15 protein-coding genes are annotated in these 14,486 nt (G+C 62.8%); 6 read left to right on the top strand and 9 right to left on the bottom strand.

All coding sequences use genetic code 11. The features are described from left to right. Nucleotides 1-176: 176 nt before the first annotated feature. Together HU748_RS09655 and HU748_RS09650 are read right to left on the bottom strand one after the other, a co-directional pair. Nucleotides 177-560: a PaaI family thioesterase gene (locus HU748_RS09655; RefSeq protein WP_186667420.1), complete on the bottom strand. Its 384-nt coding sequence runs from the start codon at nucleotides 558-560 to the stop codon at nucleotides 177-179. Further along, on the bottom strand, nucleotides 560-2,884 hold the full coding sequence (locus HU748_RS09650) for a Tex family protein (RefSeq protein ID WP_186720205.1): 2,325 nt from the start codon (nucleotides 2,882-2,884) through the stop codon (nucleotides 560-562). The genes HU748_RS09655 and HU748_RS09650 overlap by 1 nt, the downstream gene beginning before the upstream one ends. 228 nt (nucleotides 2,885-3,112) lie before the next feature. On the opposite strand from HU748_RS09650, the gene ompR reads away from it, so the two are divergent. Both ompR and HU748_RS09640 read left to right on the top strand, forming a co-directional pair. Next, nucleotides 3,113-3,853, top strand: coding sequence for a two-component system response regulator OmpR (gene ompR / locus HU748_RS09645; RefSeq protein WP_186667422.1), 741 nt, complete (start codon nucleotides 3,113-3,115; stop codon nucleotides 3,851-3,853). Between the two features lie 98 nt (nucleotides 3,854-3,951). Next, nucleotides 3,952-5,265 (top strand): ATP-binding protein, encoded by a 1,314-nt coding sequence (locus HU748_RS09640; protein WP_186667423.1) that lies wholly within the window; start codon nucleotides 3,952-3,954, stop codon nucleotides 5,263-5,265. 52 nt (nucleotides 5,266-5,317) lie between these two features. Here HU748_RS09640 and rimK read toward each other — a convergent pair whose 3' ends face one another. Then, nucleotides 5,318-6,223, bottom strand: coding sequence for a 30S ribosomal protein S6--L-glutamate ligase (gene rimK / locus HU748_RS09635; RefSeq protein ID WP_015268602.1), 906 nt, complete (start codon nucleotides 6,221-6,223; stop codon nucleotides 5,318-5,320). Next, nucleotides 6,220-6,702 (bottom strand): ATP-dependent zinc protease, encoded by a 483-nt coding sequence (locus HU748_RS09630; protein WP_063542222.1) that lies wholly within the window; start codon nucleotides 6,700-6,702, stop codon nucleotides 6,220-6,222. The genes rimK and HU748_RS09630 overlap by 4 nt, the downstream gene beginning before the upstream one ends. Nucleotides 6,703-6,811: 109 nt before the next feature. On the opposite strand from HU748_RS09630, the gene HU748_RS09625 reads away from it, so the two are divergent. Next, on the top strand, nucleotides 6,812-7,213 hold the full coding sequence (locus tag HU748_RS09625) for a S4 domain-containing protein (RefSeq protein WP_186667424.1): 402 nt from the start codon (nucleotides 6,812-6,814) through the stop codon (nucleotides 7,211-7,213). Between the two features lie 20 nt (nucleotides 7,214-7,233). On the opposite strand, the gene HU748_RS09620 is transcribed toward HU748_RS09625, so the two are convergent. Continuing rightward, nucleotides 7,234-8,037 carry a phosphatase PAP2 family protein gene (locus HU748_RS09620; protein ID WP_186710724.1) on the bottom strand — a complete coding sequence of 268 codons (804 nt, stop codon included), beginning with the start codon at nucleotides 8,035-8,037 and terminating at the stop codon, nucleotides 7,234-7,236. A gap of 116 nt (nucleotides 8,038-8,153) precedes the next feature. On the opposite strand from HU748_RS09620, the gene hslO reads away from it, so the two are divergent. The 3 genes from hslO (at nucleotide 8,154) to HU748_RS09605 (ending at nucleotide 11,354) form a co-directional block, all read left to right on the top strand. Next, nucleotides 8,154-9,053, top strand: coding sequence for an Hsp33 family molecular chaperone HslO (hslO, locus tag HU748_RS09615; protein ID WP_186720202.1), 900 nt, complete (start codon nucleotides 8,154-8,156; stop codon nucleotides 9,051-9,053). 179 nt (nucleotides 9,054-9,232) lie between these two features. Beyond that, nucleotides 9,233-10,780, top strand: coding sequence for a phosphoenolpyruvate carboxykinase (locus HU748_RS09610; RefSeq protein ID WP_186667427.1), 1,548 nt, complete (start codon nucleotides 9,233-9,235; stop codon nucleotides 10,778-10,780). 139 nt (nucleotides 10,781-10,919) lie between these two features. After that, complete coding sequence (locus HU748_RS09605; RefSeq protein ID WP_186710720.1) at nucleotides 10,920-11,354, top strand: acyl-CoA thioesterase; 435 nt, start codon at nucleotides 10,920-10,922, stop codon at nucleotides 11,352-11,354. On the opposite strand, the gene HU748_RS09600 is transcribed toward HU748_RS09605, so the two are convergent. The 4 genes from HU748_RS09600 to HU748_RS09585 all read right to left on the bottom strand — a co-directional run bounded on the left by HU748_RS09600 (nucleotide 11,344) and on the right by HU748_RS09585 (nucleotide 14,306). Next, nucleotides 11,344-12,000, bottom strand: coding sequence for a response regulator transcription factor (locus tag HU748_RS09600; RefSeq protein ID WP_186710718.1), 657 nt, complete (start codon nucleotides 11,998-12,000; stop codon nucleotides 11,344-11,346). The genes HU748_RS09605 and HU748_RS09600 overlap by 11 nt on opposite strands. A 118-nt stretch (nucleotides 12,001-12,118) precedes the next feature. Beyond that, nucleotides 12,119-12,922 (bottom strand): protein-glutamate O-methyltransferase CheR, encoded by an 804-nt coding sequence (locus HU748_RS09595; protein ID WP_186667430.1) that lies wholly within the window; start codon nucleotides 12,920-12,922, stop codon nucleotides 12,119-12,121. A 215-nt stretch (nucleotides 12,923-13,137) separates the two neighbouring features. Beyond that, a complete protein-coding gene (locus tag HU748_RS09590) occupies nucleotides 13,138-13,620 on the bottom strand; it encodes a YMGG-like glycine zipper-containing protein (protein ID WP_186667431.1) in 483 nt (160 codons plus the stop codon). Between the two features lie 281 nt (nucleotides 13,621-13,901). Continuing rightward, a complete protein-coding gene (locus HU748_RS09585; RefSeq protein WP_186667432.1) occupies nucleotides 13,902-14,306 on the bottom strand; it encodes a hypothetical protein in 405 nt (134 codons plus the stop codon). Nucleotides 14,307-14,486 lie beyond the last annotated feature (180 nt).

Below are 14,486 nucleotides of genomic sequence, written 5' to 3'. Positions count from 1 at the left end.
ACGCGGTTCCGGTGCTGGTAGCGCAGATACTTCGGGGCCGTGCCGAGCCCATCGCGTGACAAGCCCGCTCCCACAAAAGCACCGAGGCACCTGTGTGAGCGGGCTTGTCACGCGATAGGGTCAGTGACAGCGCCCGACCAATACCGGCAAAAATACCGCAGTTATCACTCGGGCAGCTAGAGAACCGCGAAGGTTCCCTGTGCCTTGGCCACCAGTTTGTCGCCCTGGAGCACGTCGGCGTCGACCACCAGCGTGCGCCGCCCGGCGTGTATCACCCGGGCGGTGCACAGCACTTCGCCGTCGCTGACAGCGCGCATGTAGTTGATCTTGCACTCGATGGTCACGCTCTGCTGGTCGAAGCCATGGCTGGCCGAACAGGCCAGGCCCATGGCGATGTCCACCAGGCTGAAGATCGCCCCACCGTGCAGTTTCTGGCCACGGTTGCGCAAGTGCGGTTCCAGCGGCAGGACCACCTCGGCAACGCCTGTGTCCAGGCGTTGCAGGCGGCAGCCCAGAAGCTGGCTGAAGGCGCTTTCGACGTATTCCTTCGGGACGTCCATCACTTCTTCTTCAACTGCTTGGCGTTGGCGAACAGCGCGGCCATGGCGTTGTTGGCCGGTGCGGCGGTGGCTGTCTCGCGTGGGCGTGGTGCCTGCTGCGAACGGTTGCCGCCGTTGCCGCGTGCGCCGCCACGGTTGCCTTCGACCTTCTCGCCGGGGGTGTCGCTCATGCGCATGGACAGGCCGACGCGCTTGCGCGGGATGTCCACTTCCATGACCTTGACCTTGACTACGTCGCCGGCCTTGACCGCCTCGCGCGGATCCTTGACGAACTTCTCCGACAGCGCCGAGATGTGCACCAGACCATCCTGGTGCACGCCGATGTCGACGAAGGCACCGAAGTTGGTGACGTTGGTCACCACGCCTTCGAGGATCATGCCGGGCTCCAGGTCCTTGAGGTCCTCGACGCCATCCTGGAAGGTGGCGGTCTTGAACTCAGGGCGCGGGTCGCGGCCAGGCTTGTCCAGCTCCTGGAGGATGTCGGTGACGGTCGGCAGGCCGAAGGATTCGTCGGTGAATTTCTTCGGGTCGAGGCGCTTGAGGAAGCTGCTGTCGCCGATCAGCGAGCGGATGTCGCGGTCGGTGTCGGCGGCGATACGTTGCACCAGTGGGTAGGCTTCGGGGTGCACGGCAGAGGCGTCCAGCGGGTTGTCGCCGTTCATCACGCGCAGGAAGCCTGCGGCCTGCTCGAAGGTCTTCTCGCCGAGGCGGCTGACCTTCTTCAGCGCCGCCCGGGTGGCGAACGGGCCGTTGGCGTCGCGGTGGGCGACGATGTTCTGTGCCAGTGTGGCGTTCAGGCCGGAGATACGGGTCAGCAAGGCCACCGAGGCGGTGTTGACGTCCACGCCCACGGCGTTCACGCAGTCCTCGACCACCGCGTCCAGGCCGCGCGCCAGTTTCACCTGCGACACATCGTGCTGGTACTGACCCACCCCGATGGACTTCGGATCGATCTTCACCAGTTCGGCCAGCGGATCCTGCAGGCGGCGGGCGATCGACACCGCGCCGCGGATCGAGACGTCGAGATCCGGGAATTCGCGGGCAGCCAGTTCGGACGCGGAGTACACCGAGGCGCCTGCTTCGGAGACCATGACCTTGGTGATCTTCAGCGCCGGGTATTTTTTCACCAGGTCACCGATCAGCTTGTCGCTTTCGCGGCTGGCGGTGCCGTTGCCGATGGCGATCAGCTCCACCGAATGCTTGGCGCACAGGGCGGCGAGCACGGAGATGGTGCGGTCCCAGTCGTTTTTTGGCGCGTGCGGGTAGACGGTGGTGTAGTCCAGCAGCTTGCCGGTGGCATCGACCACCGCGACCTTGCAGCCGGTGCGCAGGCCGGGGTCGAAGCCCAGGGTGGCACGCGGGCCGGCCGGGGCGGCCAGCAGCAGGTCGTGCAGGTTGTGGGCGAAGACGTTGATCGCCTCGCCTTCGGCGTTGTCGCGCAGCTCGCCGAACAGGTCGGTTTCCAGGTGAGTGTAGAGCTTGACCTTCCAGGTCCAGCGCACCACCTCGCCCAGCCATTTGTCGGCCGGGCGGCTGCGGTTCTCGATGCCAACGTGGCTGGCGATCATCAGCTCGCACGGGTGCAGGGTGCCCGGCAGCTCCTCGCCGACCTTGAGCGAAGCGCTCAGCACGCCTTCGTTGCGACCGCGGAAGATCGCCAGGGCGCGGTGCGACGGGGCGTTGCGCAGCAGTTCGTCATGGGCGAAGTAGTCGCGGAACTTGGCGCCTTCCTGTTCCTTGCCCGGTACCACGCGCGCGGTGAGCACCGCTTCCTGCTTGAGGAAACCGCGCAGCTTTTCGAGCAGGGCGGCGTCTTCGGCGAAGCGCTCCATGAGGATGTACTTGGCGCCTTCGAGGGCGGCCTTGACGTCGGCGACGCCTTTGTCGGCGTCGACAAAGCGCGCGGCTTCGCTTTCAGGGTCGCGCTGCGGGTCGTCGAACAGGCCGTCGGCCAGTTCGCCCAGGCCGGCTTCCAGGGCAATCTGGCCCTTGGTGCGGCGCTTTTGCTTGTAGGGCAGGTAGAGGTCTTCGAGGCGGGTCTTGGTGTCGGCGAGCTTGATCTCGCGGGCCAGTTCCGGGGTCAGCTTGCCCTGCTCCTCGATGCTGGCCAGGATGCTGGCGCGGCGCTCGTCGAGTTCACGCAGGTAACGCAGGCGCTCTTCCAGGTGGCGCAGTTGCGTATCGTCCAGGCTGCCGGTCACTTCCTTGCGGTAACGGGCGATGAAGGGCACGGTCGAGCCTTCGTCCAACAGGCCCACGGCCGCCTCGACCTGCTGTGGGCGCACGCCCAGTTCCTCGGCGATACGGCTGTTGATGCTGTCCATGAGAACCACCTGACAAATAGTGAATACTAGGGCCGCAGTGGGGGTTCAGGCCCGGCGGCACTGGATGAAAGCCGCGCATTATACCCATCGCGTCCGGCTTGCGGTGATGGCGCTTGGCCATGCTCCTGGTACGGGAAGTGGCACCCGGGGAAAAATCTGCTAACAATGCACACGGCACGCATCGCAATGGCTACGCCATAATGCGCCGCGATATCAGAGGAGTTATTGATGACCAGCACCGCAAACATTGCTGAAGGCGAAAAGATTCTCATCGTTGACGACGATCCAGGGCTGAGCAGCCTGCTGGAACGTTTCTTCACCAGCAAGGGCTTCCGTGCCCGCGCCGTGCCGAACGTCGAGCAGATGGACCGCCTGCTGGCCCGTGAAGTGTTCAACCTGGTGGTGCTCGACCTCATGCTGCCGGGTGAAGACGGCCTCTCCGCCTGCCGCCGCCTGCGCGCGGCGAACAACCAGATCCCGATCATCATGCTCACCGCCAAGGGCGACGAGCTCAGCCGCATCAAGGGCCTCGAGCTGGGCGCTGACGATTATCTCGCCAAGCCGTTCAACCCCGACGAGCTGGTCGCGCGGGTCAAGGCCGTGCTGCGGCGCCAGGTCCCGAGCGTTCCTGGCGCTCCGGGCAGCGAGGAAGAGACCGTCACCTTCGGCGACTACGAACTGTCGCTGGCCACCCGCGAACTCAAGCGCGGCGATGAAGTGCACATGCTCACCACCGGTGAGTTCGCCGTGCTCAAGGCACTGGTCATGCATGCTCGCGAACCGCTGACCCGTGACAAGCTGATGAACCTGGCCCGTGGCCGCGAGTGGGATGCCCTTGAGCGCTCAATCGACGTGCAGATCTCGCGCCTGCGCCGGATGATCGAACCCGATCCATCGAAGCCTCGCTACATCCAGACGGTCTGGGGTGTGGGTTATGTCTTCGTGCCGGACGGAAATGCCGGTAAATGAACCGCTGCCATGACACGGCAGGGCGGCCCGCAAGGGTCGCCCTGTTTTCGTCTGTGGTCCCCGCCATGCTTGTCCCCGCCGTGCAGTAATCGTCGCCAATGAAAACGCCTCTCTGGTTTCCGCAAAGCTTCTTCGCCCGCACCCTGTGGCTGGTGCTGATCGTCGTCCTGTTTTCCAAGGCGCTGACGCTGGTGTACCTGCTGATGAACGAGGATGTGCTGGTCGACCGCCAGTACAGCCACGGTGTGGCGCTGACCTTGCGTGCCTATTGGGCGGCCGATGAAGAGAACCGGGACCAGATCGCCGAGGCGGCCGGGCTGATCCGCGTGACCGGCTCGGGTGTTCCTGAGGGTGAGCAGCACTGGCCGTACAGCGAGATCTACCAGCGCCAGATGCAGGCCGAGCTGGGCGAGGATACCGAGGTGCGCCTGCGCATCCACGCGCCGCCGGCACTGTGGGTCAATGCGCCGAGCCTGGGGCCGGGGTGGTTGAAGGTGCCGTTGTACCCGCACCCGTTGCGGGGGCAGAAGATCTGGAACGTGCTCGGTTGGTTCCTGGCCATCGGCCTGCTGTCCACCGCGTCGGCCTGGATCTTCGTGCGCCAGCTCAACCAGCCGCTCAAGCGCCTGGTGTTCGCTGCCCGCCAGCTCGGGCAGGGGCGCAGTGTGCGCCTGCCTATCAGCGATACGCCCAGCGAGATGACCGAGGTGTACCGGGCGTTCAACCAGATGGCCGAGGATGTCGAGCAGGCCGGGCGCGAGCGCGAGCTGATGCTGGCGGGGGTCTCCCACGACCTGCGCACGCCCCTGACCCGGCTACGGCTGTCGCTGTCGCTGATGGGTAACGAAAGCGAGCTCAGCGACGACATGGTGCGCGACATCGAAGACATGGACGCCATTCTCGACCAGTTCCTGGCCTTCATCCGCGATGGCCGCGACGAGCCGGTGGAAGAAGTCGACCTGGGTTATCTGATTCGCGAGGTGGTGGCGCCTTATAACCAGCCCGAAGAGCGCGTGCGCCTGTGCCTGGAGCCTATTCCACCCTTCCCGCTACGACGTGTATCGCTCAAGCGCATGCTGGGCAACCTGATCGGCAATGCCCTGCACCATGCGGGCAAGGGCGTCGAGGTGGCGGCTTATGTATCAGGTGAGCAGGGCGCGCCGTATGTGGTGCTCAGCGTGCTCGACCGGGGCACGGGGATCGACGAATCGGAACTGGAGACCATCTTCAACCCGTTCATTCGCGGCGACCGCGCGCGTGGGGGCAAGGGCACCGGGCTGGGCTTGGCGATCGTCAAACGTATCGCCGCCCAGCATGGCGGCAATGTCGAGTTGCGCAACCGCTCCGGTGGCGGGATCGAGGCGCGGGTGCGCCTGCCGCTGGGGTTGTTGCTGCCGCGCGATGCGGTGTGAGGTTCTGCGGCCTCTTCGTGGATAGCCACGAAGAGGCCGCAACGGTTTCGAATCAGCCCTTGCCCTTGGTCCGAGTCTGGTTCGGCCCGCCGTTCTTCTCCAGATGTTCGATGATCATCCCGGCAACGTTCTTGCCGGTGGTGACCTCGATACCCTCCAGCCCCGGCGACGAATTCACTTCCATCACCAGCGGGCCATGATTGGATCGCAGGATATCCACCCCGGCCACGCTAAGGCCCATGACCTTGGCCGCACGAATGGCCGTCATGCGTTCCTCGGGGGTGATCTTGATCAGGCTGGCCACTCCACCGCGGTGCAGGTTGGAGCGGAATTCGCCGGGCTTGGCCTGGCGCTTCATCGAGGCGATGACCTTGTCGCCGACCACGAAGCAGCGGATATCGGCGCCGCCGGCCTCCTTGATGTACTCCTGGACCATGATGTTCTGCTTCAGGCCCATGAACGCTTCGATGACCGACTCGGCAGCCTTGGTCGTTTCGCACAGCACTACGCCGATGCCCTGGGTGCCTTCGAGCACCTTGATCACCAGCGGTGCGCCGTTGACCATCTGGATCAGGTCGGGAATGTCATCCGGTGAGTGAGCGAAGCCTGTGATCGGCAGGCCGATGCCGCGGCGTGACAGCAGTTGCAGAGAGCGCAGCTTGTCCCGCGAGCGGGCGATGGCCACCGATTCATTGAGTGGATAGACGCCCATCATCTCGAACTGACGCAACACGGCGCAGCCATAGAAGGTCACCGAGGCGCCGATACGTGGGATCACCGCATCGAAACCTTCCAGCGGTTTGCCGCGATAGTGGATCTGCGGCTTGTGGCTGGCGATGTTCATGTAGGCGCGCAGGGTGTCGATCACGACCATTTCATGGCCGCGCTGTGTGCCGGCTTCGACCAGGCGGCGGGTGGAATACAGACGCGGGTTGCGCGAAAGCACGGCGATCTTCATGCAGCACCTGTGACAGGGGAGAGAGTGGCCGGGAAGGCCGGTTTGTCCTGAACGTACTTGAGGCCGGGGTTGACGACCAGTTGACCGTGGACCAAGGCTTTCGATCCAAGCAACAACCGATAGCGCATGCTCTTGCGGCAGGCCAGGGTGAATTCCACTTCCCAGACCCGGTCGCCCAACGCCAGCGGCGTGCGGATCACGTAGCGGGTCTGGGCGTGGCCGTTGGAGCTCTTGATGGTCTTCATGGTAACCAGCGGCGCCTCGCAGCGGCGATGGCGCAGTTGCACCACCGAACCCAGGTGTGCGGTGAAGCGCACCCACGACTGGCCGTCGCGCTCGAAGGGTTCGATGTCGGTGGCGTGCAGGCTGGAGGTGCTGGCGCCGGTGTCGATCTTGGCCCGAAGCCCGGCGAGACCGAGGTCGGGCAGGGCGATCCACTCGCGCAGGCCGATCACTGTCAGATGGTCAAATGTTTTCACGAAGCACACCCTGCGAATGAGGTGGTGAACTGTAAGCATGGCGCGGACTTTTTGCATCCGACAGTTACGGTAGTACAGTTCCGTTAAAGACAGAATTCGAGGTAGAGGGATGGCGCAGAAACCAGAAGACGACGATAAGGTCCGCCTGGACAAGTGGCTTTGGGCGGCGCGCTTCTACAAGACGCGTGCGTTGGCCAAGGCGGCGATCGAGAGTGGCAAGGTGCATTGCCGTGGTGAGCGCTGCAAACCGGGCAAGGAGCCGCGGGTAGGCGATGAGTTCGTGCTGCGCACCGGTTTCGACGAGAAGACCGTGGTGGTCAAGGCGCTGTCGGTGGTGCGTCGCGGGGCGCCCGAGGCGCAGACTCTCTACGAGGAAACCGCCGACAGCGTGAAGCGCCGCGAACAGGCCGCCGAACTGCGCAAGGCCGGGGCGATGGGGGTGACCACCGACGGCCGGCCAAACAAGAAGCAACGGCGGCAGATCCACCAGTTGCATGGCAGTTTCGAGTAGACCTGCGCCTTCAGTTGCGCTTAAGAGGCCGTGCGCATCACACTCATGCGCCCGATCAGCGGCAACTTGCCGAGTACCCTGAACAGCGGTGAGGTCCAGCGCACCAGTGCCGCGCTGGCCTTGGCCGCCAGCGGGGTATGCACGGTCCAGCCCAGGGCCAGTAATGCCATCCCCAGACCGCCGATGTAGTCATCCTGTCCCCAGTGCGCACCAGCAACCAGACGCGGCAGCATGAACAACACGGCCAGCCCCCAGATCACCAGGCTCTGTACCAGTCGGCGACTGAACAGGCTCATGAACAGGGCCCAGAGCAGCAGTACCGAGGCGTGATCGCCCGGGAAACTCTTGCTGGAACGGTCCTTGAGCTCCCAGTGGGCTTCGAGGTTCGGGTAGTAGTGGCTCAGGCGCACGGCGTCGTCGAATACGATCGACGGGCTGTCATGTTGCCATCCAGATGCATCCACCCACTTGGAAAACAGCGCGCGAACCACCACTAAGAGGAGCAGACTGACGAAAAAGCCGAAGAATGCCTGTCGGACCTGTACGGCCTTGAACACCCAGTCGCCTTTGATCAGCAGCAGGAGCAGGATCAGGCCGACGACGATGTCGAAGGGGCGCAGGCTGCCCAAGGTCCAGATGTAGCGCCAGGTGGTGTTGTCTGCCAGCGGGCCGTTGAGTGCACGGAATAGCCACTCGTCGAAAGTCAGGAACAGGATCTGGCCAAACGGCCACAACCAGAAACACAGTAGAGCGACGGGCAGTAACGTGCAGGCTGCCAGAGGTCCCCAGGACCACTTTTCCTGGAACAGTGGTCGATTATCCATAAAATACCTCGATTGCCAGCTGAAATTCTGCGCGTCGGACGCGCTTTACGACGGGCCTTTGTAAGCTCCTGTAATCATTTTGTCACCCTTTTCAGAATTTTCAGATAGCCAAAACCATGAGCGATTTACCGGATACCGATTTCACCCAACGCTTCCTGTTCGAAGAGCGCGATGTGCGCGGCGAATGGGTCGAGCTCGACAAGAGCTACCGCGAAGTGCTTGCCCGTCACCCTTATCCGCAGCCGGTTGCCGCTCTGCTGGGTGAGCTGATGGCTGCCACCTCGCTACTGGTCGGCGCACTCAAGTTCGATGGCCTGCTGATTCTGCAGGCGCGCTCGCAAGGGCCGATCCCGCTGCTGATGGTGGAGTGCTCGAGCCAGCGCGACATCCGCGGCATGGCACGTTACGAGGCCGATCAGATCGCCGCTGACGCCACCCTGGCGGACCTGATGCCTGGTGGCCACCTCACGCTGACCATCGACCCGGTCAAGGGCCAGCGCTACCAGGGCACCGTCGACCTCGATGGCGCCAACCTGTCCGAATGCTTCACCAACTACTTCGTGCAATCCCAGCAGCTCAACACGCGCTTCTGGCTCGACACCTCGTCGGGCAAGGCCCGTGGCCTGCTGCTGCAGCAGTTGCCTGTCGACCGCCAGCGTGATGAAGAAGAGCGCGAAGACAGCTGGCAACACGTAGTGGCCATGGCCAGCACGCTGAAGCCCGAAGAGTGGGCCGAAGGCAACGAAACCCTGCTGCACCGCCTCTATCACGAGGACGCCGTACGCCTCTTCGACATCGAGCCGCTGCGCTTCCACTGCAGCTGCTCGCGTGAGCGTTCCGGCAACGCTTTGGTCAGTCTCGGCGAGGCGGATGCCAAGGCGCTGGTCGAGGAATGTGGTGGCAAGGTCGAGATCGATTGCCAGTTCTGCAACGAGCGGTATTTCTTCGATGCCACCGATGTAGCGCAATTGTTTGCGGGTGGTGGCACGGACGAAGCGTCAGAAACTCGCCACTGAAACGCTTCACTACAGGAGATTCTCCTGTCTAATTGCGTAAAAGCGCAGTTACGACAGGAGGGGCCTACTTTTTTTGGGCGTTTCTGGCATAATCCGGCCACTTTTTTCGCTGTAGTAGTTTGAAACAGGCCACTACAAAACGTTTGGAGCACTCGGCCTCGGGCCGGATGGGGTATCTCATGACGCAAGCCAACAACACCGTGTACACCGACCTGACCGTCGACGAGCTGGTAAAACATGCGCTGCAACGCGGTGAAGGCGTGCTGGCCGATACTGGCGCACTGGTCGTGAAAACCGGTCACCGTACTGGCCGTTCGCCCGCTGACCGTTTCATCGTCGATGAGCCGAGCACCTCTGCCGCCATCGCCTGGGGCCCGATCAACCGCAAGTTCCCAGCCGACAAGTTCGATGCCCTGTGGGACCGCGTCGAGGCGTTCAACAACGCCCAGGAACACTTCGTCTCCTACGTACACGTTGGTGCTGCAGCCGAGCACTACCTGCCGGTGAAGATGACCACCCAGACCGCCTGGCAGAACCTGTTCGGCCGTTGCCTGTTCATCAATCCGGAAAAAGGCCAGTTCAACCCGGCCGGCCGCGATCAGTGGCAGATCCTCAACGTCGCCAACTTCGAGTGCGTTCCAGAGCGTGATGGCACCAACTCCGATGGTTGCGTCATCCTCAACTTCGCCCAGAAGAAAGTGCTGATCGCAGGCATGCGCTACGCCGGCGAAATGAAGAAGGCCATGTTCTCGGTGCAGAACTTCCTGCTGCCGGAAGTCGACGTGCTGCCGATGCACTGCGCGGCCAACATCGGTGAAGAAGGCGACGTGACCCTGTTCTTCGGCCTGTCCGGCACCGGCAAGACCACCCTCTCCGCCGACGAAAGCCGTTACCTGATCGGTGACGACGAGCACGGTTGGGGCGAAGGTGTCGTCTTCAACATGGAAGGTGGTTGCTACGCCAAGTGCATCGACCTGTCCGAGAAGAACGAGCCGGTCATCTGGAAAGCCATCAAGCATGGTGCGGTGCTGGAAAACGTCGTTATCGACGAAACCGGCAAAGCCGACTACACCGATGTCAGCCTGACCCAGAACAGCCGTGCCGCCTACCCGCTGGAGCACGTCGCCAAGCGCGCCGAAGCCAACCTGGGTGGCGAGCCGAACGCGGTCATCTTCCTGACCTGCGACCTGACTGGCGTTCTGCCTCCGGTGTCGATCCTGAACAACGAGCAGGCGGCCTACCACTTCCTGTCGGGCTACACCGCGCTGGTCGGTTCCACCGAAATGGGTTCGGGCGGCGGCATCAAGTCGACCTTCTCCACCTGCTTCGGCGCGCCGTTCTTCGCCCGTCCTGCAGGCGAGTACGCCGAGCTGCTGATCAAGCGCATCAATGGCTTCAACTCCAAGGTTTACCTGGTCAACACCGGCTGGACCGGCGGTGGCTACGGTGTCGGCAAGCGCTTCAGCATCCCGACCACCCGTGGTGTGATCGCCGCGATCCAGAGCGGTGCTCTGGTCGGTGCTGAAACCGAACACCTGGACATCATCAACCTGGACGTACCGAAGTCCGTTCCAGGCGTCGACACCGAGCTGCTCAACCCGCGCGCCACCTGGGCTGACAAGGCCGCTTACGACGAGGCCGCCAAAGGCCTGGCAAAGCTGTTCATCGAAAACTTCAAGAAGTTCGAAGTTTCCGACGCCATCAAGGCCGCTGGCCCACAGCTGTAAGCTGTACTGGCCGCACTGAAAAAGCCGCCCTTCGGGGCGGCTTTTTCATGTCTGGCGATCAAGGGCTGTGTTTGCGTCTATGGTTTTCCAGATCAGATGTGGGAAGCTTTCCTTTCCTGCCACCCGCCTTGGATACCCCATGCCCGAGACCATCAAGCGCAGTGCCTTTTCTCATTTCCACCCCATCCTCACCCGCCCGCAGGACAACGACCACAACGGCTACCTTGCCGGTTCCACGGTGCATGCCTTCTTCGAGACGGCCATCCAGGCGTTTCTCGTCGAACAGGCTGAACTGGACCTGCGCGACGGTGATCTGGTGGGTTTCGTGGTCAGCTCTGCCGCGGACTTCTATGCCCTGCCTGGATTTCCCGATGTGCTGGAGGTCGGCCTGGGGGTGACGCGGCTGTCTGGCAGCACGGTGGAGTTTTGCCTGGCGTTGTACCGGCCGGGCGAGGCCGAGCCCTGTGCGGCGGGCACTGTGGTGCACGTATTCATCGAACGCGCCACGGGGCACCCGGCGGTGTTGCCGGAAACCCTGCAACTGATCCTGGCGGGGCTGTCGCTCAATCGTTGAGGCGAATGATCCCCTCGCGCACGGCAAACAGCACCAACCCCGGGACATCGTGGATCTGCAGGCGGTGCATGATCTGCGAGCGATGGGCCTCGATGGTCTTGATGCTCAGCCCCAGCCCCTCGGCGATGGAGCGGGTGCTCTCGCCGCGGGCGATCAGGCGCAGGATTTCCAGCTGACGGGTGGTCAGCGGCGCTTGTGCGGGGCTGGGCGTGCGCTTGCGACTGTGCTTGAGGGCCTGCCCGATGACCATCGGCAGCACCGTCGACGACAGGTACTGACCGCCGCTGCGCAAAGTCTGCAACGCCTGCTCGAACTCTGCCACGGTGGCGCTCTTGAGCAGGAAGCCCTGGGCGCCGAGTTGCAGGCAGCTCATCACATGCTCCAGTTCCGAGCGTGTCGAGAGCATCAGCACGCGTGTGGCCGGAACCCGGATAAACAGTTCCTGCAGCACCTGCTGACAATCCAGTGCATCGCTGTTCATGTCGAGCACGACGATCTCGGGCCGCAGCTTTTCCGCCAGACTCACGGCGCTCATGCCGTCGCTGGTGTCTCCGACCACGGTGTATTCCTTCTTCTGTTCGAGCAGGGCGCGCAGGCCGGCGCGGAAAAGTGGCGAGTCGTCGGCAAGCAGGATTCGGCAGGGCATGGGTCAAGGCCTGTTTCGCAAGGGAAGGGGGGCGGCAGGCCTGCTCGATCCACAAGCGCACTGCCGCGCGGGGGCGCGACCAGTCCTTGTCTGCCGTTCGATGCGGCAGTGCTATTCATCATAGGCGTTCGAACACCGACGGCAGTAGTGGCCGCAGGGGCAGGTCCAGGCCGTGAATGCTCTCGCTGTGGCCGATCATCAACAGCCCGCCCGGACGCAGGTGTGGCATCAGGCGCAGCAGGACATCGGCCTTGCACCGCGCGTCGAAACCCGCGAGCAGGTTACGCAGCAGGATTACATCGAACTCGCCCAGATCGGTCGGCAGCGGCTCGATCAGGTTGATCTTCTCGAAGCGTACCCGGTCGCGCAGGCTCGGTGCGATACGTAGACGACCGGCTGCTTCGTCGGCGCCACACAGGCAATGGCAGTCCAGCCAGCCGTGGGGAAAGTAGCGGGCCTGGGCGATGTCGTAGACACCGGCCTCAGCCTGTCGCAGCAGGGCGCTGTCGTAGTCGCTGGCCAGCACCTGCCAGCCGGCGGATGTGCTCTGTTGCGCGACCATGGCCAGGCTCCAGGCCTCTTCGCCGCTGGCACAGGCAGCACTCCACAGGCGTACCGGGTGAGCGAGCCTGGGGAGCCAGCGTTGCAACTGTTCGAAGTGGCGATGCTCGCGAAAGAAGTAGGTGTCCCGGGCAATGAGCAGGTGCAGCAGGTGCGTCTGTTCGCCGGGGTGTGCATCGATCAGGTCGAGGTAAGCCTCGAAGCTTGCCAGCCGGTGGAAGCGCAAGCGGGCGTGCAGGCGATGGGCAACCATGCTCTGGCGATCGTCTGCCAGTTGCAGGCCGGTGGCCTGGGAAACCCGTCGGCGGATGCGCAGGAAGCAGGCGTGGTCGAGGTGTGGCGGGCGCGTATCGTCCGTCATCCTTCTGCCTCCCCGGATTCGGGCTGGCGTGTTGGATCGACGAGGCTCGTGCGCATTCCCTGCGTCCCCTGTTGTGATGGCGGTGGGAAATGATAGCTAGTGGCTACCTGCCTCCATATCGGGGTGTCCCTTACGCCCTCGACCTGTCGGAATACAAAGGCCCCGCCGGGTGAGGGCGGGGCCTTAGGTATCAGGCGTAGGTGAGTGGACGCCGATCAGTCACGCCAGTGGCGCTTGTGCTTGCGATGGCCGTAGTGATGGCCGTGGTCCCAATGGCGACGGTCGTCGCGGCGGTAGCGCCGATCGCGATCGCGGTCGTGGCGATCGTCTTCGTCGGCCTTGTTGCCCATGTAGTTACCCAGTGCGCCACCGGCACCGCCACCTGCGGCTGCGCCGATCAGGCTACCGGTGCTGCCGCCGACCTGACGGCCGACGACATTGCCGCCCGCCGCGCCCAGTGCACCGCCAATGGCGGCTTCACCGCGCTGGCGCTTGTCGGCACCGACGGCACTGCCCGCCGCGCCACCCAGACCTGCGCCGATGGCCGAGCCGGTGTTGCCGCCGATGGACTGGCCGACCACCGAGCCCAGTACCCCACCCAATGCGCCGCCAATGCCGGCCTCGGTGGTGCCGCCTGCCATGGCAGCGCCGCTGAGCAGACCAAAAGACAACAACAGAATCGAGGAGTACTTCTTCATCAAGAGAGCCTCAGAGGGATGACGAGGCGGAATTTGAGGCTCAGCGAAGCGGCTGGCAATGGAAATCCGACGAGTAGCACGAGTTGTACACAATTTCCTAACTTGCTGATTTTGCTGTGAAACTTTCTCTGTTTTTGCTGGTCTCAGATTACTTGAGATGAAAAAAAGCCCCGGTCGTTTGCTCGGGGCTTTTTGTTGGGTGATGGCTTTATCGCAAAACGAGCCTGCTCCCACAGGAAGTGAACAGGGTAGCGGGCTCAAGTCCGCAACGCCATGCCCTGTCACTCTGGGTCGTATTCGAAAGACTTCAATTTGGTGTGCGCGCTGTTATGGTCGATGGAGCGGATGAGCGTGACACTCTTGATGCCTGGCTGACTGACTTCTGCGGTTGTGCCCACTACCTGGCCATTGGCATTCTTCACTACAAACTGTTCGAATGTGCCTTCTTTGACAACCTTGATGCGGCTTGCCGTCCCATCAAGCGTTATCAGCGTGTCTCCCGGTTGATGATCGCGGTCGGTCCCTTCGCCCTCCAGAAACTTTTTGCCGTTCTCTTGCTTTACCGTCCATTTCAGTTCGTTGATGACTTTCAGCTTGTAGCCAAATCTTGGGCGTTCGATGACATCGCCTTTGACGTATACCTGGCCTAGCGGCAGATCATTGAACTCGTCGATCACAGTGCTCACAGATATCCCCTCTCGACTGGCGTCGATGTTTTTTGGAGCCTTGACTCTGTGTCCTTGCTGGTTGCTGCACAACTGGCAACTTTATCAGTTGAAACGCGCAGCGAACTTATGCTGACCATTACGTCAGTGATAAATGTGCAGGCCTGAGGTTATCGGAAGTACAAAAAAACCCGGTTGATT

This window comes from Pseudomonas sp. RW3S2, assembly GCF_014268955.1.
GTDB classification, from domain to species: Bacteria; Pseudomonadota; Gammaproteobacteria; order Pseudomonadales; family Pseudomonadaceae; genus Aquipseudomonas; species Aquipseudomonas wayambapalatensis.
Note: the sequence above shows the minus strand (reverse complement) of the source record. Positions and strands in the feature narration are given on the sequence as shown.